This is a genomic window from Pseudomonas sp. MM211, from assembly GCF_020386635.1.
Taxonomy (GTDB): Bacteria; Pseudomonadota; Gammaproteobacteria; order Pseudomonadales; family Pseudomonadaceae; genus Aquipseudomonas.
The window spans coordinates 2,168,390-2,188,640 of the sequence record NZ_CP081942.1; the positions used below are offsets into that span (position 1 = coordinate 2,168,390).

13 protein-coding genes are annotated in these 20,251 nt (G+C 62.9%); 4 read left to right on the top strand and 9 right to left on the bottom strand.

The window, feature by feature from the left end:
* Window positions 1–126 precede the first annotated feature (126 nt).
* The 6 genes from acs to K5Q02_RS09925 all read right to left on the bottom strand — a co-directional run bounded on the left by acs (window position 127) and on the right by K5Q02_RS09925 (window position 7,911).
* Window positions 127–2,064 (bottom strand): acetate--CoA ligase, encoded by a 1,938-nt coding sequence (gene acs, locus K5Q02_RS09900; protein WP_225838722.1) that lies wholly within the window; start codon window positions 2,062–2,064, stop codon window positions 127–129.
* Between the two features lie 293 nt (window positions 2,065–2,357).
* A complete protein-coding gene (pgi, locus tag K5Q02_RS09905; protein ID WP_225838724.1) occupies window positions 2,358–4,022 on the bottom strand; it encodes a glucose-6-phosphate isomerase in 1,665 nt (554 codons plus the stop codon).
* A gap of 121 nt (window positions 4,023–4,143) precedes the next feature.
* On the bottom strand, window positions 4,144–5,004 hold the full coding sequence (panC, locus tag K5Q02_RS09910; protein WP_225838726.1) for a pantoate--beta-alanine ligase: 861 nt from the start codon (window positions 5,002–5,004) through the stop codon (window positions 4,144–4,146).
* On the bottom strand, window positions 5,001–5,801 hold the full coding sequence (gene panB / locus K5Q02_RS09915; protein ID WP_225838728.1) for a 3-methyl-2-oxobutanoate hydroxymethyltransferase: 801 nt from the start codon (window positions 5,799–5,801) through the stop codon (window positions 5,001–5,003). The genes panC and panB overlap by 4 nt, the downstream gene beginning before the upstream one ends.
* 233 nt (window positions 5,802–6,034) lie before the next feature.
* A complete protein-coding gene (gene folK, locus K5Q02_RS09920) occupies window positions 6,035–6,514 on the bottom strand; it encodes a 2-amino-4-hydroxy-6-hydroxymethyldihydropteridine diphosphokinase (protein ID WP_225838730.1) in 480 nt (159 codons plus the stop codon).
* A 2-nt stretch (window positions 6,515–6,516) separates the two neighbouring features.
* Entirely contained in the window at window positions 6,517–7,911 is a 1,395-nt protein-coding gene (locus K5Q02_RS09925; protein WP_225838732.1) for a polynucleotide adenylyltransferase PcnB, read from the bottom strand.
* A gap of 313 nt (window positions 7,912–8,224) precedes the next feature.
* Between K5Q02_RS09925 and K5Q02_RS09930 the strand changes: the two genes are divergently transcribed.
* Window positions 8,225–8,509 (top strand): hypothetical protein, encoded by a 285-nt coding sequence (locus K5Q02_RS09930; protein ID WP_225838734.1) that lies wholly within the window; start codon window positions 8,225–8,227, stop codon window positions 8,507–8,509.
* A 61-nt stretch (window positions 8,510–8,570) separates the two neighbouring features.
* Here the strand turns inward: K5Q02_RS09930 and K5Q02_RS09935 are convergent, their stop codons facing one another.
* The 3 genes from K5Q02_RS09935 to K5Q02_RS09945 all read right to left on the bottom strand — a co-directional run bounded on the left by K5Q02_RS09935 (window position 8,571) and on the right by K5Q02_RS09945 (window position 13,206).
* Window positions 8,571–9,995, bottom strand: a complete 1,425-nt coding sequence (locus K5Q02_RS09935) for a sigma-54-dependent transcriptional regulator (RefSeq protein WP_225838736.1) — start codon at window positions 9,993–9,995, stop codon at window positions 8,571–8,573.
* Between the two features lie 96 nt (window positions 9,996–10,091).
* Window positions 10,092–13,046, bottom strand: coding sequence for a sensor histidine kinase (locus tag K5Q02_RS09940; RefSeq protein ID WP_225838738.1), 2,955 nt, complete (start codon window positions 13,044–13,046; stop codon window positions 10,092–10,094).
* Entirely contained in the window at window positions 13,030–13,206 is a 177-nt protein-coding gene (locus tag K5Q02_RS09945; protein WP_042556252.1) for a hypothetical protein, read from the bottom strand. The genes K5Q02_RS09940 and K5Q02_RS09945 overlap by 17 nt, the downstream gene beginning before the upstream one ends.
* A gap of 210 nt (window positions 13,207–13,416) precedes the next feature.
* Here K5Q02_RS09945 and K5Q02_RS09950 point away from each other — a divergent pair, with 210 nt between their 5' ends.
* The 3 genes from K5Q02_RS09950 (at window position 13,417) to K5Q02_RS09960 (ending at window position 20,226) form a co-directional block, all read left to right on the top strand.
* On the top strand, window positions 13,417–16,707 hold the full coding sequence (locus tag K5Q02_RS09950) for a transglutaminase family protein (RefSeq protein ID WP_225838739.1): 3,291 nt from the start codon (window positions 13,417–13,419) through the stop codon (window positions 16,705–16,707).
* A 133-nt stretch (window positions 16,708–16,840) separates the two neighbouring features.
* Window positions 16,841–19,333, top strand: a complete 2,493-nt coding sequence (locus tag K5Q02_RS09955) for a circularly permuted type 2 ATP-grasp protein (RefSeq protein WP_225838741.1) — start codon at window positions 16,841–16,843, stop codon at window positions 19,331–19,333.
* Complete coding sequence (locus K5Q02_RS09960) at window positions 19,330–20,226, top strand: transglutaminase family protein (protein WP_225838743.1); 897 nt, start codon at window positions 19,330–19,332, stop codon at window positions 20,224–20,226. Before K5Q02_RS09955 ends, K5Q02_RS09960 begins: the two co-directional genes overlap by 4 nt.
* The last annotated feature ends 25 nt before the right edge of the window (window positions 20,227–20,251 follow it).

The following is a 20,251-nucleotide window of genomic DNA, read 5'->3' on the forward strand; positions in this document are numbered from 1 at the left end:
TGCCCCGCTGCATGCCACAAGTCAGCGGCCGGCTTGAGGCCGTCCCGGGTATCGCTGCGCTCAACGCCGGGCTACCGAACCTTGCGTAGCCTGCGGTCGAGCGTAGCGATACCCAGGGAGCTGCCGTCAGGAATTCAGCCGCTCGGCGACCAGGCTGTCGACCACTGCCGGGTCGGCCAGGGTCGAGGTGTCGCCCAGAGTGTCCAGCTCGTTGCAGGCGATCTTGCGCAGAATGCGGCGCATGATCTTGCCCGAGCGGGTCTTCGGCAGGCCCGGCGCCCACTGGATCAACTCCGGTTTGGCGAAGCTGCCGATTTCCTTGCCAACCAGGCTGAGCAGCTCCTTCTTCAGCTCGTCGCTCGGCTCGATGCCGTTCATGGTGGTGACGAAGGCATAGATACCCTGGCCCTTGACGTCGTGGGGGTAGCCGACCACAGCCGCTTCGGCCACGGCGTCGTGCAGCACCAGTGCGCTTTCCACTTCGGCGGTGCCGATACGGTGGCCGGAGACATTGATCACGTCGTCGATACGCCCAGTGATCCACCAGTAGCCGTCCTCGTCGCGGCGTGCGCCGTCACCGCAGAAGTAGTAACCAGGGTAGGCGGTGAAGTAGGTCTCGAGCATGCGCTGGTGATCGCCGTAGATGCTGCGAATCTGGCTTGGCCAACTGGCCTTGATCGCCAGTACGCCGGCACCGGGGCCATCGATTTCCTTGCCTTGTTCGTCCAGCAGCACCGGTTGTACGCCGAAGAACGGGCGAGTCGCCGAGCCGGGCTTGAGGTCGGTGGCACCCGGCAGTGGGGTGATCATGATGGCGCCAGTCTCGGTCTGCCACCAGGTGTCGACGATGGGGCAGCGCTTTTCGCCGACCACGTTGAAGTACCACTCCCAGGCTTCCGGGTTGATCGGCTCGCCAACGCTGCCGAGCAGGCGCAGGCTGCTGCGCGAGGTTTTCTTAACCGGCTCTTCGCCTTCGCGCATCAGGGCGCGCAGCGCCGTCGGTGCGGTGTAGAAGATGTTTACCTTGTGTTTGTCGATCACCTGCCAGAAGCGCGAGGTGTCGGGGTAGTTGGGCACACCCTCGAAGATCAGGCTGGTGGCGCCGTTGGCCAGCGGGCCGTAGACGATGTAACTGTGCCCGGTCACCCAGCCGACATCCGCGGTGCACCAGTAGATATCGCCATCGTGATAGTCGAACACGTACTTGTGGGTCATCGCCGCCTGCAGCAGGTAGCCAGCGGTGCTGTGCAGCACGCCCTTGGGTTTGCCGGTACTGCCGGAGGTGTAGAGGATGAACAGCGGGTCTTCGGCGTCCATGGGCTCGGCGGGGCAGTCGGCGGCCACCTGTTGCACGGCCTCGTGGTACCAAAGATCGCGTTTCTCGTCCCACTCGACTTTGTTGTGAGTACGCTCGACCACCAGCACGGTGGATACGTTAGGGCAGCTCTTCAGGGCCTTGTCGACATTGCTTTTGAGAGGAATGAACTTGCCACCACGCACGGCCTCATCGGCGGTGATCACGGTGCGGCAGTCGGCATCGAGAATGCGGTCACGCAAGGCATCCGGCGAGAAGCCGCCGAACACCACCGAGTGCACGGCGCCGATGCGGGTGCAGGCGAGCATCGCGTATGCGGCTTCCGGGATCATCGGCATGTAGATGCACACGCGGTCGCCCTTCTTCACGCCGCGTTGTTTGAGCACGTTGGCCAGCCGGCAGACCTGCTCGTGCAACTGCCGGTAGGTGATGCTGGCCGAGTCCTTGGGGTCGTCGCCTTCCCAGATCAGCGCTACCTGATCGCCACGCTTGGCCAGGTGGCGGTCGATGCAATTGTGGCTAATGTTCAGCTGGCCGCCGGAAAACCAGCGAATGTCGCCCTTGCTCAGGCTGCCGCTGGAGACTTCGTCCCAGGGCTTGAACCAGTCGAGAAAGGCCTTGGCCTGTTCGCCCCAGAACGTCTGGGAGTCGTCGACCGATTGGCGGTAGAGGCGCTGGTAGGCGGCGTCGTCGATGTGGGCACGTTGGCGTGTTTCGTCGCTGACGGGGTGACGGCTGATCGTGAACATGGCGGGATACCCTTGTTGTTATATGTCCGCAATGGGCACCTCTAAAAACTACCTGCGTTGCCATCGCGGCGTTAAAAACAGGCTCAAAATGCTCATTTACACCAGTAAAGTCGAGCGCGACCCCGGTCGCTTTTCGCCTGTTTTTGCCTTGCGCTGACTGCCTCGCCGACGTTTTTAGAGGTATCCAATAGACACTAAGGGTAGCAGCCAAGTTTTATTGGTCGACTCGGACGAGCCTGGGAGTGACGCAAAGTGTTGCGGGCGCTCGCCGATGAGCGAGCGCCCGCAATCCATCAACCGCGATGGCGACCGCGGAAGTAGTTGATCAGCCCCTGGGTTGAACCGTCCTCGGCGCTACTTGGCTCGCTGCCGACCATGCGCGAGTAGACGCCCTTGCCCAGCTCCTTGCCGAGTTCCACGCCCCACTGGTCGAAGGCGTTGATGCCCCAGATGGCGCTCTGGGCGAACACCTTGTGCTCGTACAGGGCCACCAGCGCGCCTAAACGGCGGGGGCTGATGCGTTCGAGTACCAAAGTGTTGCTCGGCCGGTTGCCGGGGATCACCTTGTGCGGCGCCAGGCTCTGGATGTCGTCTTCGCTCAGGCCCTTGCTGCGCAGTTCGGCCTCAGCTTCTTCGCGGGATTTGCCGAGCATCAGGGCCTGGCTCTGCGACAGGCAGTTGGCGTAGAGCCACTGGTGGTGGTCGGCAACCGGGTTGTAACTGACCACCGGGACGATGAAGTCCGCGGGAATCAGCTGGGTGCCCTGATGCAGCAACTGGTGATAGGCGTGCTGGCCATTACAGCCCACGCCGCCCCAGATCACCGGCCCGGTCGAACCGCTGACCGGACTGCCGTCCTGGCGCACGCTCTTGCCGTTGGACTCCATGTCCAACTGCTGCAGGTGCCGGGTGATGTTGCGCAGGTAATGGTCGTACGGCAGGATCGCCTGGCTCTGGGCATCCCAGAAATTGCCGTACCAGATGCCCAGCAGCGCCAGCAGGATCGGCATGTTCTGCTCGAACGGCGCGGTCTTGAAGTGCATGTCCATGCTGTAGGCGCCGGCCAGCAGCTCCTTGAAGTTGGACATGCCGATGGACAGGGCAATCGGCAGGCCGATGGCCGACCACAGTGAATAACGCCCGCCAACCCAGTCCCACATCGGGAAGATGTTCTCTTCGCGGATGCCGAACGCCACCGCGGCTTCACGGTTGCTCGATACGGCGATGAAATGGCGATAGAGCTCGGCCTCCGACCCACCCTGAGCCAGGTACCAGCCGCGAGCGGCCTGGGCGTTCTTCAGGGTTTCCAGGGTGCCGAAGGACTTCGACGAAACGATGAACAGGGTGGTTTCGGCCTGCAGCTTGGCCGACAGCTCGTGGAATTCGCTGCCGTCGATATTGGCCAGGTAGTGGCAGCGCACGCCGCGCTGGGCGAAGGGCAGCAGGGCCTCGGAAACCAGCTGCGGGCCGAGGAACGAGCCGCCGATGCCGATGTTCACCACATCGGTGATGGGCTTTTCGGTGTAACCGCGCCACAGGCCGTTGTGGATGCGCCCGACCAGCTCGGTCATCTGCTGCAGTACCCGCTGCACGTGGGGCATCACGTCGACGCCGTCGACCAGCACCTTGTCGCCAAGCGGGCGGCGCAGTGCGGTGTGCAGCGCTGGGCGGCCTTCCGACGCATTGAGCTTCTCGCCGTCGAACATGGCGCGGATTGATTGCTCCAGGCCGGCTTCGCGCGCCAGCGCCATCAACAGCGCGATGGTCTCGTCACTGGCCAGGTTCTTCGAATAGTCGAGAAACAGGCCACAGCTGCTCAGGGAAAACTGCTCGAAACGTTGCGGGTTGCCAGCGAAGGCGTCGCGCATGCTGAAGTGCTGCATGGCCTGGCGATGCTGCTGCAGCGCCTGCCAAGTGGGGAGGGCGAGAACATCGAGCGGCTGTTGGTAATACGCCATGGGGCTTCCTTGTTGAGGCATTCGGTTGGCAGGCTTCAGCGATGATTACATACCAAAAAGCCCGGCTGATTGTCCGGGCTTTCGAGTGTATCCGGGTTTTCAGGCCCGGTGGAGGTGGCCGTCAGTAGCCCTGATCGAGGGTGAAACTCAGGTTGTCGATCAGCCGGGTGTTACCCAGATAGGCCGCTACCAGTACCACCAACTCGCGATCGCCCGGGCTGAGTTGGCGCAGGCTCTGTGCTTCGCGCACTTCCAGGTAGTCGGCGCGCAGACCGGCGTCGGCATGCTGGCGCTGCGCCTGAGCAATCAGGGCCGGCAGGTCGCGTTCGCCAGCCTGGATGGCCTGGGCGATGTGCTGGAGCGAGCGGTAGAGAACGGTGGCGGTGTCGCGCTGCTCGTCGCTCAGGTAACCGTTGCGCGACGACAGGGCCAGGCCGCTCTCGGCGCGCACGGTGGGCTCGCCGATGATCTGGATCGGCATGTTGAGGTCGCGCACCATGGTGCGGATCACCGCCAACTGCTGGAAGTCCTTCTGACCAAACACCGCCAGATCGGGCTGCACCATGTTGAATAGTTTGGTGACCACGGTTGCGACGCCCTCGAAGTGACCAGGGCGGCTGGCCCCGCAAAGCCCCTCGGACACGCCCGGCACGCTGATGCGGGTCTGTTCACCCATGCCGCCTGGGTAAATCTCCTCGACGTCCGGGTGGAACAGCAGATGACAGCCTGCGTCGACCAGGCGCTGCTGGTCGGCCTGGAGGGTGCGCGGGTACTTGTCGAGATCCTCGGAGGGGCCGAACTGCATCGGGTTGACGAAGATACTGGCGACCACGAAGTCGCTGCGTTGCGCGGCCTTTTCCACCAGTGCGGCGTGGCCGGCGTGCAGGTTACCCATGGTCGGCACCAGGCCGATCTGCTTGCCTTCGGCACGGGCCTGAGCAACGGCAGCGCGCAGCTCGCGCACGGTCTTCACGGTGTTCATGCGGAGAATCCGTGTTCGGCGGCCGGGAAGCTGACAGCCTTGACCTCACTCACATAGGCGGCGAGGGCGTCCTGAATGCTGGCCTGGCCGGCCAGGAAGTTCTTCACGAACTTGGGCACCCGGCCGCTCAGCGACAGGCCCAGCATGTCATGCAGCACCAGCACCTGGCCGTCGGTTTGCGGGCCGGCACCAATGCCGATCACCGGAACCTTCACCGCGCGGCTGATTTCCCCAGCCAGTTCGCTCGGTACGCATTCGAGCAACAGCATGGCAGCGCCGGCCTGCTCCAGGGCGATGGCGTCGGCGACCATCTGGCGGGCCTGGGCCTGTTCACGGCCCTGCACCTTGTAGCCACCGAGAATGTTCACTGCCTGAGGGGTCAGCCCCATGTGCGCGCACACCGGTACACCGCGCTCGGCCAGTCGAGTGATGGATTCGGCCAGCCAGGCAGTACCTTCGACCTTGATCATATGCGCACCCGCCTGCATCAGCAGGCCGGCATTGTGCAATGTCAGCTCGAGCGTGGCGTTGGCCATGAATGGCAGGTCGGCGACGATCAGCGCACCCTCGTTGCCGCGCTTCACGCTGGCGGTGTGATAGACCGTGTCGGCCATGCTTACCGGCAGGGTGCTGTCATGCCCCTGTAGCACCATGCCCAGCGAATCGCCAATCAGCAGCACTTCGACACCGGCTTTGCAGCAGGCGCTGGCAAAAGTGGCGTCGTAGCAGGTCAGCATGGTGATCTTCTCACCCTTCTGCTTGAGCGCTCGCAGGGTGGTCAGGGTTACATCAGGCATGAACGTATCCTCACTCGGAACCTGTGCGGGCCTGTTGGATGCAGGCTCTCGTGGAGCAGGTTCTTTCTGGCATTCAAGAGGCAGCAGGGCTGCCCCGATTCGGCCTGTTTAGCGGCCCTTTTTGCTCCGGCATGGGGCAATGGGTGGCTATAGTCCCGATGGCGAGGGGGCAAGTCAATCGAATGTGTTACCGCGCTGTTACGTCGTTACCGCCAGCGGCAGAGCCAGCCGCTTCAGGGCGTCAGGCGTTCCAGGCCTTCGAAGGGGCAGGCCGCCAGTAGCGCGTCGAGGGAGCGACCATCAGGCAATTCCAGCCCCGCGGCGATTTCCGCGAGCGGGTAAAGGACGAAGGCGCGGGCGTGCATGTGGTAGTGCGGGACGCTCAACCGTGGCTCGTCGATCAGGCGGTCGCCGAACAGCAGGATATCCAGATCGAGCGTACGCGGGCCCCAGCGCTCGTGGCGCTCACGGCCCTGGCCCAGTTCGATGGCCTGCAGCGCATCGAGCAGCTGCAACGGCTGCAGATCGGTCTCCACGGCCGCGACGGCATTGGTATAACGCGGCTGGCCGGGCAGCAGCGAATCGCTGGCATAAAAGGAAGACACTGCCACGACGTGGGTGCCTGGCAGTTGCTCGAGCGCGCTGAGCGCCTGGCGCAACTGCTCGGCCGGCTCGGCGAGGTTACTGCCCAGGCCAATGTGGACGCGTTCCATGCTTACTCGGCTGCGCCGCCCTGAGGGCTACGCTTGCGCTTGCTGCCGCCACTGCGGCGGCGCTTGCGGGGGGCGCCTGGTGCGTCGTCCTTGCTGGACAGGTCGCGGATCATCACCCTGCGTTCGCTGTCGCTGGCGTCCTGGTAATCCGTCCACCAGTCGCCGAGGCCGCCGGTTTCCTCGCCCGCGCTCTCGCGCAGCAGCAGGAAGTCGTAACCGGCACGGAAACGTGGGTTTTCCAGCAGCAGATCGGCGCGCTTGCCGCTGCGCCGCGGCAGGCGCTCCTGCATGTCCCAGATCTCGCGGATCGGCAGGGTGAAACGTTTCGGCACAGCGATGCGCTGGCACTGCTCGGTGATCAGTTCGTGAGCCGCTTCCTGCATGGCCGGAATGGCCGGCATGCCGCGCTCCTGGAGGCGAATCACCCGAGCCGGCAGCGCTGGCCAGAGCAGCGCCGCGAACAGGAAGGCGGGGGTGACCGGCTTGCCTTGGTGGATGCGCAGATCGGTGTTGTCCAGGGCGTTGCGGATCAGCGTGTCGGTGTATTCCGGGTTCTGCCTCAGTGCCGCGGCGCTGGCCGGGAACAGTTGACCGAACAGGCCGTAGTCCACCAACAGGTCATAGGTGTAGATGGCGTAGCCGCTGAGAAACAGCTTGAGCACTTCATCGAACAGGCGCGCCGCAGGAATGCCGCCCAGCAGAGGGGCCAGGTCATAGATGGGGTCGGCGCTGTGCTTCTCGATATCGAAGTCCAGCTTGGCGGCGAAGCGCACGGCACGCAGCATGCGTACCGGGTCTTCCTGATAACGCTGCGTCGGGTTGCCGATCAGCCGCACCAGGTTGTTGCGGATATCGTGCATGCCGTTGGCGTAATCGAGAATCCGCTCGGATACCGGATCGTAGTACAGCGCATTGATGGTGAAGTCGCGGCGCTGGGCGTCGTCTTCCAGGGTGCCGTAGACGTTGTCACGCAGAATGCGGCCACTCTCGTTGCGCGAGGACTGATTGGTGTCCTCTTCTTCTTCACCTTGCGGGTGATTGGCGCGGAAGGTGGCGGTCTCGATGATCTCACGGCCGAAGTGCACGTGGACCAGCTTGAAGCGGCGACCGATTACCCGGGCATTGCGGAACTCGCCCCTGACCTGCTCGGGTGTGGCGCTGGTGGCGACGTCGAAGTCCTTGGGCTCGATACCCAGCAACAGATCGCGTACACAGCCACCGACCAGATAGGCCTCGTAGCCTGCGTTCTGCAGACGCTCGACCACGCTGATGGCGTAGCGGCTTATCTGCCCGCGCTGGATCGGGTGCTGGTTGTTGTTCAGCACGTGCGGCGTACTGTGAGGCTGGTGAGCGCGGCGCAGCGGCGAACGCAGGGACTTGAACAGCTTTTTCAGCATGGAGGGCACTGTATGACGAAATGAATGGCCAGAATAATGTAAAGGCGCAGAAATAGCGCGGATTCTAGCATTGAGTCGCAGATGGGTGTAAGCGGGGAGGAGAAGGCAGGTCGGAGCGGAAGCTACTGGGGGAGCCGAAGCTCCCCCATAAAATGTTGCTATGCGTTTTTCTTGTTATGCGGGCTTGTTGTTTTTGTTTGATCGCCCGTCCCGGAATCCAGCTGTCCGGAAAACCTCCCGTCATCGGGAGCAAGAGCAAACGGATTACTTTGGATGCTGACGCTACCTCGGGTCTTCGACCCAACCAGAACCGGTGCTGTCTATCGACAGTTTTATTGTTCTCTATCTGGTTACAGGGCAAAACCCTATGAGGAAATCCTCTCCAAAAGAATCAGTTAGCTGCGTCTCCTGCCGTCTTGTTCTTATTGTGCTGGAGTCGTTTCGTCTTATTTTTATTGTCTTGGTCTTGCTTGTTATTGTTGTTGTGCAAGAGATAAAGCATTCCGCGTGCCAGTTTTTATTTTCTCTTTTAAAACAACGGCTTGATGGTTTTCGTGTTTTTTATGAGCAGAAAAAAGCCGGGATTCCGTTACCGTAAACCCCGGCTTTGTTACGTGCTTCACTCAGTGCGGTAACAGCCGCCCTAGAGCCCTCGCACACTATTCGCTGGCGACACTCGATTTGCGTCGCGGGATGCCCAATCGCTGACGGCGTTCCCACAGGCACTTGCGGCTGATGCCCAGCTTGCGGGCCAGCTCGGTCTCGGTCATGTGATCCTGGTGCTCGAGTACGAAATGCTGGAAGTAGTCCTCCAGCGACAGATCTTCACTGGGATCCTGACTGGTGGCGTTGACCGTCCCACTATGCGGCGGCAGGCCGATAAAAGCGTGGTCTTCCAGATCTTCCAGCTCGACGTCGATGCCGAGCAGCTCGGCATTGATGACGCTGCCCTCGCAAAGGATCACCGAACGCTCGATGGCGTTCTCCAGCTCCCGCACGTTGCCCGGCCAGCTGTAATGATGGATCGCCTGCTCGGCGTCTGGGGCGAAACGCAGGTCGGTGCGACCCATGCGTGTGGATTGACGCAGGAGAAAGGCGCGGGCAATTTCCAGCACATCGCCGTCGCGCTCACGCAGTGGCGGCAATTTCAGCGCAATGACATGCAAGCGGTAGTAAAGGTCTTCGCGGAACTGGCCGATTTTCGACAGGGTTTTCAGGTCGCGGTGGGTCGCCGCGATCAGGCGTACATCGACTTTCTGCGACTGCACGGAGCCGACTCGGCGGATTTCACCTTCCTGCAGTACCCGCAGCAGGCGCGCCTGGGCTTCGAGGGGCAGCTCGCCGATTTCATCGAGAAACAGCGTGCCGCCGTCCGCCGCTTCCACCAGACCGGCGCGGCTCGCGCTGGCGCCGGTGAAGGCGCCCTTTTCATGGCCGAACAGTTCCGACTCGATCAGCGATTCCGGGATTGCCGCACAGTTGACCGAAATCATCGGTGCCTTGGCGCGCTTGGAGAGATTGTGCAGTGCACGTGCGACCAGTTCCTTGCCGGTGCCGGACTCGCCTTGCACCAGCACGTTGGAGTCGGTCGGGGCGACTTTGCGGATCTTGCTGTACAACTCCAGCATCGCAGGGCTGGCGCCAATGATGCCGATTTCGCCGTTGGCAGCCTTGTCGCTTTTTTCCGCTGCACGGGCTGCTGCGGGTGCATCGCCTGACTGGCTGCGCACCGCCTGACGGTCACGCAGGATGCGCGCCACGGCTTGCAACATTTCGTCATGGTCGAAGGGTTTGGCGATGTAATCCACCGCGCCCATTTTCATCGAGTCGACCGCCGAGCGCAGGCTGGCGTAGCTGGTCATGATCAGCACCGGCGCGCCCTGGGCGAGCTTGATCAGCTCGGTGCCCGGTGCACCAGGCAGGCGCAGGTCGCTGACCACCAGGTCGAACCCGGGGATATCGAAACGCTCCTGGGCTTCCTGTACTGAACCCGCCTCGCTGACTTGGTACTGGTTGCGTTCTAACAGGCGGCGCAGCGCAGAGCGGATAATGGTTTCGTCTTCGACGATCAGGATATGAGGCATTTAATCGAATTCTCTCGACGGTCTCGGAACCTGCTTCCACGGTGCCTGCAGCCAAGCCGGGCCACGCGCGTCGCCGGGAATGCGGTTCTTCGGTGTTTAGGTTGCCAGTGGCATTGCCTCGATATGCCTGGGCAGCGTCACCCTTATACGGGTGCCACGTTGCTGCTCAAGGTCAATCGGGCTGTCGATTATTATCTGTCCATAATGCTCTTCCACGATGGAATAGACCAGTGCGAGGCCGAGTCCGGTTCCCTTGCCGGGATCCTTGGTGGTGAAGAACGGTTCGAATAGCTGATCCATCACGCCCTTGGGAATTCCGCTGCCTTCGTCCTCGACGATCAGGTCGACGGTGTGTTCCGAGGCTTCGCTGCGCACCCGGATGGCGCCGCCGTCTGGCGAAGCGTCGCGGGCGTTGCTCAGCAGGTTGATCAGTACTTGGGCGAGGCGCTGTGGGTCGCCTTCCGCCCAGTGTTCAGGCCTGCACAGGTTGAAGAACTGCACGTCGACACTGCGTCGATTGAGGGCCAGCAGGCCGATGGCTTCCTGGGCTATTTCGGCCAGGCATACCGGCTCGTCGGCCTGTTGATGGCTGCCGGAGTGGGCGAAATTCATCAGCGAGTGGACGATGCGCGTCACCCGCTTGGTTTGTTCGAGAATCTGCCCGCTGATTTCGGTCAGTTCCGGATCGCCTTCGCGTTCCTCGCGCAGGTTCTGCGCCAGGCAGGCAATGCCGGTGATCGGGTTGCCGATTTCATGGGCTACGCCGGCGGCGAGGCGGCCGATGCTGGCCAAACGCTCGGAGTGCACCAGCTTGTCTTCGAGCATCTGCGTTTCGGTCAGATCCTCGACCAGCAGCACCAGCCCGCTGTTACCCGGCGCGAGGGGTTCGGCGATCGCTGCTTTGTGCAGGTTGAGCCAGCGGGTCTGGCCGTCCAGCGCCAGGCGTTGTTTGTGCAAATGCTCGTCGGGTATCTCGATAAAACGCTGTAGCAGGTCGCGCCAGGGCTCGCCGAGGGTCGACAGGCGCGAGCCGACGATGTGCTGCGCGGGGATTTCGGTGAGTTCTTCCATGGCCTTGTTCCACATCAGGATCTCGTGATCCTTGGCCAGGGAGCAGACGCCCATCGGCAGTTCCTGCAGGGTCTGGCGGTGGTAGCGGCGCAAGGTGTCGAGTTCGGCGGCAAGGCCGGTGAGGCGCGAGTGGTAGTCCTCCAGGCGGCTCTCGATGAAGTGGATATCCTCGGTCACGTAACTCTCACTGCCAGACTTGTAAGGCAGGAAAGATTCGACGATGTCCTGGGCTACGCTCGGCCCCATCAGGCCAGAAAGGTTGGCCTCCAGGCGGTCGCGCAGGCGGCGCAGGGCGTAGGGGCGTCTCTCGTCGAACGGTAGTTGCAGGTCGCGCAGGGCTTGCTCGATCTCACGCTGGGCGGTCTTGGCGCCCAGTGGCTTGGCCAGTTGGGTGGCGAACTCCTGGGGCGACAGGGCCAAAAGCTCACGGCGCTGTGGGCGGCGCACGTTGTCCACGGCGCAGGCTTCAGCGGCGCTGTCTTCTTCCGGGCTTGAGTCGGTGAATACCGAGACCAGGGTGAACACCAGTACGTTGGTGGCCAGCGAGGCGATGGCCGCCAGGTGCCAGCTGCTGTCATCCAGCACGTAGACCAGATCGAGGATCGGTACATACAGGCCAGGCAGGGTGCCCAGCAGGGGCATCAGCATGCTCACTGCCCACACGGCGATGCCGGCCAGCAGACCAGCGATAAAGCCGCGACGGTTGGCAGTCGGCCAATACAGTACCGAGAGCACGCCTGGGAGGAACTGTAAGGTGGCGACGAAGGAGACGATGCCCAGGTTGGCCAGATTCTGCTTGGCGTCAAGCAGGGTATAGAACGCGTAGCTGGCGAAGATGATGGCGACGATCAGCGCGCGGCGCGTCCATTTCAGCCAGCGGTAGATGTTGCCCTCGGCCGGTGGCTGGTAAAGCGGCAGCACCACGTGGTTGAGCAGCATGCCTGACAGCGCCAGGGTGGTGACGATGATCAAACCGCTGGAGGCCGAAAGCCCGCCGACGTAAGCGATCAGTGCCAACGTTGGGCTGTCTACCGCTATACCTAGGCCCAGGGTGAAATACTCCGGGCTGGTGGTCGAACCCAGGCGCAGGCCGGCCCAGAGAATCAGCGGTACCGCCAGGCTCATCAACAGCAAGAACAGCGGCAGGCCCCAACTGGCGCTGACCAGGGCGCGGGGGTTGAGGTTTTCGGTAAAGGTCATGTGGTACATGTGTGGCATGACGATGGCCGAGGCGAAGAACACCAGCAGCAAGGTACGCCATGGGCCTTCCTGCAGCGGCGTATGCAGGCTGGCCAGAGCGGCCTGATTAAGCACCAGCCACTGTTCCAGGTCGCGCGGGCCGTCGAACACCGCATACAGCGCATAGAGGCCGATCGCGCCCATGGCGAGCAGCTTGACCATCGATTCAAAGGCGATGGCGAGCACCAGGCCCTGGTGCTTTTCCCGCGTGGCCAAATGGCGGGCGCCAAAGAGGATGGTGATCAGGATGAATAGGCCACAAAACGCCAGCGCGATCTGCGGTTGCACCGGCTCGCGGGTGAGAATGCTGATGGCGTCGGTAACGGCCTGGATTTGCAGTGCCAGCAGTGGCAGTACGGCGATGAGCATGCAAATGGTGCTCAGCGCGCCGGCCCAGGTACTGCGAAAGCGAAAGGCGAATAGATCGGCCAGGGACGATAGCTGATAGGTGCGGGTGATGCGCAAAATCGGGTAGAGCAGCACCGGCGCCAGCAGGAACGCCCCGGTTACACCCAGATAGCTGGCCAGGAAACCGTAGCCGTACTGGTAGGCCAGGCCGACGGTGCCATAGAAGGCCCAGGCGCTGGCATACACGCCCAGCGACAGGGTATAGGTCAGCGGGTGACGAATCAGCCGGCGTGGAATCAGGCCGCGGTCAGCACACCAGGCGACGCTGAACAGGACAAGTAGGTACGCGGCGCTGACCAGCATCAGCTGGGTAAGGCTAAAGCTCATCGGCATCACGCTGGCTCTGCAGAATGAAAGTCACCACGATGAGGATCAGCCACAGCATATAAGGCCGATACCAGGCACCATTGGGGTCGATCCACCAGTCCATGATGGCGGGCGAGAACAGGTAGATGCCCACTACCAGGATCAGAACCAATCGATAGATATACATGCCGCGTCTCGCTACTGAGTATGGCGATGGTAACGGAAGCGCAGTGCGCTGGCTAAGGTGCTGTTATGGTGCGTGATGTTCGTCGTGGGGCATGGTCTGCCCTTTGCCGGGGCATAGCCTTCGTCAAGGCGTTCAGCTTGCTGCTGCAGGCTGGCGCTGGCACAAGTCTTGCGCTGGCATCTCTATCGCCCAGGCTTGTAGGAGGCCGCCGTGTCGATTCATGTCGCGCTGCACCACGTCACTCATTATCGCTATGACCGTGCCATCACCTTGGGGCCGCAGATCATTCGCTTGCGCCCGGCACCGCATAGTCGCACACGGATTCTTTCCTACTCCCTGAGCGTCGAGCCGGGCGATCACTTCATCAACTGGCAGCAGGATCCCCAGGGCAATTACCTGGCACGCCTGGTCTTTCCGGAGAAGACCCGCGAGTTGCGTGTCGAGGTGGATCTGGTCGCCGAAATGGCGGTGTTCAATCCCTTCGATTTCTTCCTCGAACCCTATGCCGAGCAGATTCCTCTGACCTATACCGCGGGCGAGCAGCGCGAGCTGGCGCCCTATCTGGTCAAGCTGCCGAGCGAACCGCACTTTGCCGAGTACCTGGCGAGCATTGATCGCACGCCACGGCCCAGTGTGGATTTCCTCGTGGCCCTGAATCAGCGCCTAGCCGCTGACATCAATTACTTGATTCGCATGGAGCCTGGCGTGCAAACGCCTGAGCAAACCCTGCTCAATGCTTCCGGTTCGTGCCGCGATTCATCCTGGCTGCTGGTGCAACTGTTCCGCCATTTGGGGCTGGCCGCGCGCTTTGTCTCCGGGTACTTGATTCAGCTCAGCGCCGACGTCAAATCCCTGGACGGTCCTTCGGGTACCGAGGTGGATTTCACCGACCTGCACGCCTGGTGCGAGGTTTACCTGCCGGGTGCGGGCTGGATCGGCCTTGACCCTACCAGCGGGCTGTTCGCGGGGGAGGGCCACATCCCTCTGGCCTGTAGTCCGGAACCTTCCTCAGCCGCGCCGATCAGTGGGGCGGTGGAGGATTGCGAAAGCGAGTTCAGCCACGAGATGCGCGTGGAGCGCATCTGGGAAGCGCCGCGGGTGACCAAACCCTACAGCGACGACCAGTGGCGCGACATCGTCGAGCTCGGCCGCCGCGTCGACGAAGACCTGCAGGCCGGCGATGTGCGTTTGACCATGGGCGGCGAGCCCACCTTTGTTGCCCTCGATTATCCCGATGATGCCGAATGGAACACGGCGGCCCTGGGCCCGAACAAGCGCCGCTTGGCCACGGATCTGTTCCTGCGCCTGCGTGAGCATTACGCGCCGGCCGCTCTGGTGCATTTCGGCCAAGGCAAGTGGTACCCGGGTGAGCAGTTGCCGCGTTGGTCGCTGAATGCCTTCTGGCGCCGGGACGGCCAGCCGGTTTGGCAGAATTCGGCGTTGCTGGCCGACGAAAGCCGCGACTATGGTGCCGACGCTGAACTGGCCGCGCGTTTCCTCGGCAACCTGGCCGAGCGCCTCGGCGTGGAGGCCCAGCACTGCTTCCCCGCTTATGAGGACGGCCTCTACTACCTGTGGCGCGAGGGGCGTTTGCCCGACAACGTCTCGCCCGAAGATGCCCGATTGAACGACCCGCTTGAGCGCGAGCGCCTGCGCAAGGTGTTCGATCAGGGGCTGGATCGAGTGATCGGCCATGTTCTGCCGTTGGCACGCGATACGCGCCGGGCCGGCTGGCGCAGTGGTTCCTGGTATCTGCGCGATGAATATTGTCGCCTGGTGCCTGGCGACTCGGCTCTGGGTTATCGCCTGCCGCTGGATTCGCTGCCCTGGGTCAGGGCCGAAGAGTATCCCTATGTGACACCGGCAGACCCTTCCCAGGTATTCGCGCCGCTGCCGTCCTCTGCTGAGCTTCAGTACCAAGAGCGTGGCGTTTGGAATGGTGGCCGGGGGAACGGATCAGGCAAGCCCAAGCGTGGTCAGTCAGCCGTGGATGTCGTGCGCACTGCGCTATGCGCCGAGCCCCGTGGCGGGCGCCTTTACTTGTTCATGCCGCCACTGAGCGATCTCGAAGACTACCTGGAACTGGCTGCGGCTATTGAGGAAACCGCGGCCGAGCTGCAGTGCCCGGTGCTGCTCGAAGGCTGCGAGCCGCCGAATGACCCGCGCCTGCAGTTCTTCCGGGTTACCCCAGACCCTGGTGTGATCGAGGTGAACATCCACCCGGCGGCTAGTTGGGACGAGTTGGTCGAGCGCACCGAGTTTCTTTATGAGCAGGCTCGCCAGTGTCGCCTGAGCAGCGAGAAGTTCATGATCGACGGTCGCCATACCGGCACCGGTGGCGGCAACCACTTCGTTCTGGGTGGTGCCACGCCAGCGGATTCACCCTTCCTGCGCCGCCCCGATCTGCTGCGTAGCCTGGTCAGTTATTGGCACAACCACCCGTCGTTGTCCTACCTGTTCTCGGGGCTGTTCATCGGCCCGACCTCCCAGGCGCCGAGGGTCGACGAGGCACGTAACGATTCGCTCTACGAGCTGGAAATCGCCTTCGCGCAGATGCCCGAAATGGGTCGCGAGTGTCCGCCCTGGCTGGTTGACCGGTTGTTGCGCAACCTGCTGGTGGATGTCACCGGCAATACCCACCGCGCCGAGTTCTGCATCGACAAGCTGTATTCGCCGGATTCGGCCTCGGGGCGCCTTGGTCTGCTCGAGTTGCGTGCTTTCGAGATGCCGCCCAATGCGCGCATGAGCCTTGCCCAGCAACTGCTGTTGCGGGCGCTGATCGCGCGTTTCTGGAAAGAACCCTACAAACCGGCGCGCCTGGTGCGCTGGGGCACCGAGTTGCATGATCGGTTTTTGCAGGCGCATTTTGTCGAGCAGGATTTCGCCGACGTGCTTCAGGAACTGGCGCAGAGCGGCTACCGCCTGGGTGCTGAATGGTTTGCCGCGCACTTCGAATTCCGCTTCCCGCGCGCCGGAGATCTCAACGTCAAAGGCATCGAGCTGGAGCTGCGCCAGGCGCTGGAGCCCTGGCATGTACTGGGTGAGGAGGGCGCGGCTGGCGGCGCGGTGCGTTATGTCGATTCGTCCCTCGAACGTATGCAGGTCAAGCTCAATGGCCTGACACCGGATCGCTACGTACTGACCTGCAATGGTGTGCCAGTGCCATTGCGCAGTACGGGCAAGGTCGGCGAGTTCGTCGCCGGCGTACGCTTTCGTGCCTGGCAGCCGGCGGCCTGCCTACAGCCTACGATAGGCGTACACGCGCCGTTGATATTCGACTTGGTGGATACCTGGATGAATCGCTCCATCGGCGGATGCCAGTATCATGTCACTCACCCGGGCGGGCGCAGCTATGAAAGCCTGCCGGTGAATGCCTATGAAGCTGAAAGTCGGCGTCTGGCGCGCTTCTTCCGCCTGGGTCATAGCCCGGGTAAAAGGCCGCTGCTGGCACCCATCAGTAATAACGAACTGCCCATGACCCTGGATTTGCGCCGAGTCTGACGACAGCGCGGGTTGGCAGCGGCTATTCTGTAACGCCGCGATGCCTAAGGTGTGTTCCCGTTTCGGCATGACTGTGCTGGAAACGGGAACAGCCCCTGGCCTGTGGGTATGAGAAGACACTGTCGAGATCTTGATGCCAGACCTGCTTGCCGATTATCCGCTGACTGATGCGGCTTACCATGAGCTGCTCGATGCCAAGGGAGAGGTGCGCCCGCACTGGCGCAAACTGCTGGCCCAACTGCAACGCAGCCGCCCTGCGCAGCTGCAGCAGCGCCAGGCCATGCTGACCCGACAGATCCAGGAAAACGGCGTTACCTATAACGTTTACGCCGATCCTGATGGCGCGGATCGCCCCTGGGAACTGGATCTGCTGCCCAACCTGATTCCCGCCGCCGAGTGGCAGACCATCGCTGCCGGTGTGGCGCAGCGTGCAGCGTTGCTCGATAAGGTATTGGCCGATCTCTACGGCCCTCAGCAGTTGCTGGCCGATGGCCTGCTGCCGCCGGAGCTGGTTTTCGGCCACGAGAACTTTCTCTGGCCCTGCCAGGGCTTGCAGCCGCCAGGCGGTACTTTCCTGCATGTGTACGCCGTGGATCTGGCGCGGGCGCCCGATGGCCGCTGGTGGGTCACGGCCGATCGTACCCAGGCGCCTTCTGGCGCCGGTTACGCGCTGGAAAACCGGCAGATCGTTTCCCGCGCCTTCCCCGAGCTGTACCGGGATCTCGGCGTGCAGTACCTGGCTGGGTTCTTCCGCACCCTGCAGGACACTCTGGCACGTCAAGCTCCAGCCGATGGCGAGACGCCACTGGTGGTGGTGTTGACCCCCGGACGATTCAACGAAAGCTACTTCGAGCACCTGTACCTGGCCCGTCAGCTCGGTTATCCGCTGGTGGAAGGCAGTGACCTGACCGTGCGCGACGCCACCCTGTATCTCAAGACGCTTGCCGGGTTGCGCCGCGTGCACGCGGTGCTGCGCCGTCTCGACGACGATTTCTGCGACCCGCTGGAGCTGCGTACCGACTCCGCACTGGGCGTGCCCGGCCTGCTGGAAGCGGTGCGTCAGGGCCGCGTGCTGGTCGCCAATGCGCTCGGTAGTGGTGTGCTGGAGGCGCCCGGGTTGCCGGGCTTCCTGCCGGCGATCAGCGAGAAGCTGCTGGGTGAGCCGCTGCTGCTACCGAGCATCGCCAGTTGGTGGTGCGGTGAGCCGCCGGTGCTGGAGGAGGCACTGGAGAAATTGCCGGAGCTGCTGATCCGGCCGAGCTTCCCGTCGCAGAGTTTTACCCCGGTATTCGGCCGTGATCTGGATGCCGCGCAGCGTGCCGAACTGGCTGCACGCCTGCGGCTGCGCCCTTATGCCTATGTCGCTCAGGCGCTGGCGCAGCTGTCCCAGGCGCCGGTCTGGCAGGCCGAGGAGGGCAAGCTGCAATCCCGAGCCATCGGCATGCGCGTGTTCGCCGTGGCCAGTGCCGACGGTTACCGGGTGATGGCGGGCGGCCTGACCCGAGTGGCTGCAGAAGCCGACGCCGAGGTGGTGTCGATGCAGCGCGGCGGAGCTAGCAAGGACACCTGGGTACTCGGCGAGCGCCACGGCCCTGGTGAGCCTTGGCAGGGCATGCGCCCGCTGGGTGCCGCCGATCTGGTGCGCAGCGACCCCTATCTGCCGTCGCGGGTGGTGGAAAACCTGTTCTGGTTCGGTCGTTACAGCGAGCGCTGCGAGGACAACGCGCGACTGCTGCGCATCATGCTCAGTCGTTACGTCGATGACGACGATGACCCGCAAGCTCTTGAAGCTGCGCTGGATCTGGGCGAAAGCCTCGGCCTGCTACCGGATGAGGAGCACGGCGCACTGGATGCCCGGCTGCTGGAAGCGGTGCTTGGCGCCGAATGGCCGGCCAGCCTGCGTACCAATCTGCAACGCCTGCAATGGACCGCCGGCAGTGTGCGTGGCAAGCTGTCCCAGGCCAACTGGCAGGCGCTGGTGGAACTGCAGCGCGATGCGCAGAATCTGGAAGCCCGTGGCGGCGATTTCGGGCAGTTGCTGGATTTTCTCAATCGTTTGTTGATGTCCCTGGCGGCGCTCTCCGGGTTCGCGCTGGACGACATGACCCGTGACGATGGCTGGCGTTTCCTGATGATCGGCCGCTGCATCGAACGCCTGCAGTTCCTTTGCGACAGCGTTGGCAGCTTCCTGCGCGGCAGTACGCCGGATGATCAGTCGGCTCTCGAGTGGCTGCTGGAGTTGGGTAATAGCAGCATTACCTACCGCACCCGCTACATGGCTTCGGCGCAGCTGATTCCGGTACTCGACCTGCTATTGCTCGATGAGCAGAACCCCCACGCGGTGCTGTTCCAGGTGCGCACGCTGTTGCGCTCCCTGGAGCGCCTGGCCGAGCGCTTCCATCTGCCCGAGGCAGCTGCACTGATACAGCTTGAGCGGCAATTGAGCGCCGTCGATCTGCGTAGCCTGGAAAACCCACTGTTCGGCGCGCGGGGCATTCGCGCGGTACTTGATGGCCTGGCCAATCTGCTCGAGGCCATCGGGCAGGCGTCTGGCAAGGCGTCGGATGAACTGGGCCTGCGCTTTTTCGTGCACGTTGCCGCCAGCCAGGGAACCCGGTCGTCATGAGTGCGCGTTATCAGGTATTGCACGACACCCATTATCGCTACGCCTCGCCAGTGTCCCTGGCCCAGCAGCTGGCGCACTTGTGGCCGCGTGACTGCGCCTGGCAGCGCTGTGAAGAACGCCACCTGCAGGTCACCCCGCAGCCCTGCCAGCGTCACGACATCGTCGATGTATTCGGCAATCCGCTGACTCGCCTGGCTTTCGAGCGCCCGCATGATGCCTTGAAAGTCTGCGCCAGGCTGAGTGTCGAAGTGCTGCCGCGGGCGTATCTCGATCTGCAGGACTCGCCGTCCTGGGAATCCGCCTGTGAGGCACTGGGGTATCAAGGGCGGCCGTGGGATCTGGAGTTGCTGGATGCCACCCGCTACCGCTTTCAGTCACCCTACGTGCGCTTGAAGCGCGCCTTCAGCCTGTTCGCCGACGATTGCTTCCTGCCCGAGCAGCCGCTGCTGCTCTCGGTGCGCACGCTGATGCAGAAAATTTTCGACGAGTTCACCTTCGATGCCGAAGCCACACAGGTGGCGACGCCGTTGCTCAAGGTGCTCGAGGAACGCCGCGGGGTCTGTCAGGACTTCGCCCACCTGATGCTCGCCTGCCTGCGTTCCCGGGGCCTGGCGGCGCGTTACGTCAGCGGCTACCTGCTCACCCAGCCGCCACCCGGCCAGCCGCGCCTGATCGGCGCCGATGCTTCGCATGCCTGGGTGTCGGTGTATTGCCCGCGCAATGGCTGGGTGGACTTCGACCCGACCAACAACATTTTGCCGGCGCTGGAGCACATCACCCTGGCCTGGGGCCGTGACTTTTCTGATGTTTCCCCGTTGCGTGGGGTGATTCTCGGTGGTGGTGATCATGACCCCGAGGTGCAGGTCACGGTCATGCCGTTACCCGCGAACTGAGTACGCCAGCCTGCCGAGTGGTGGG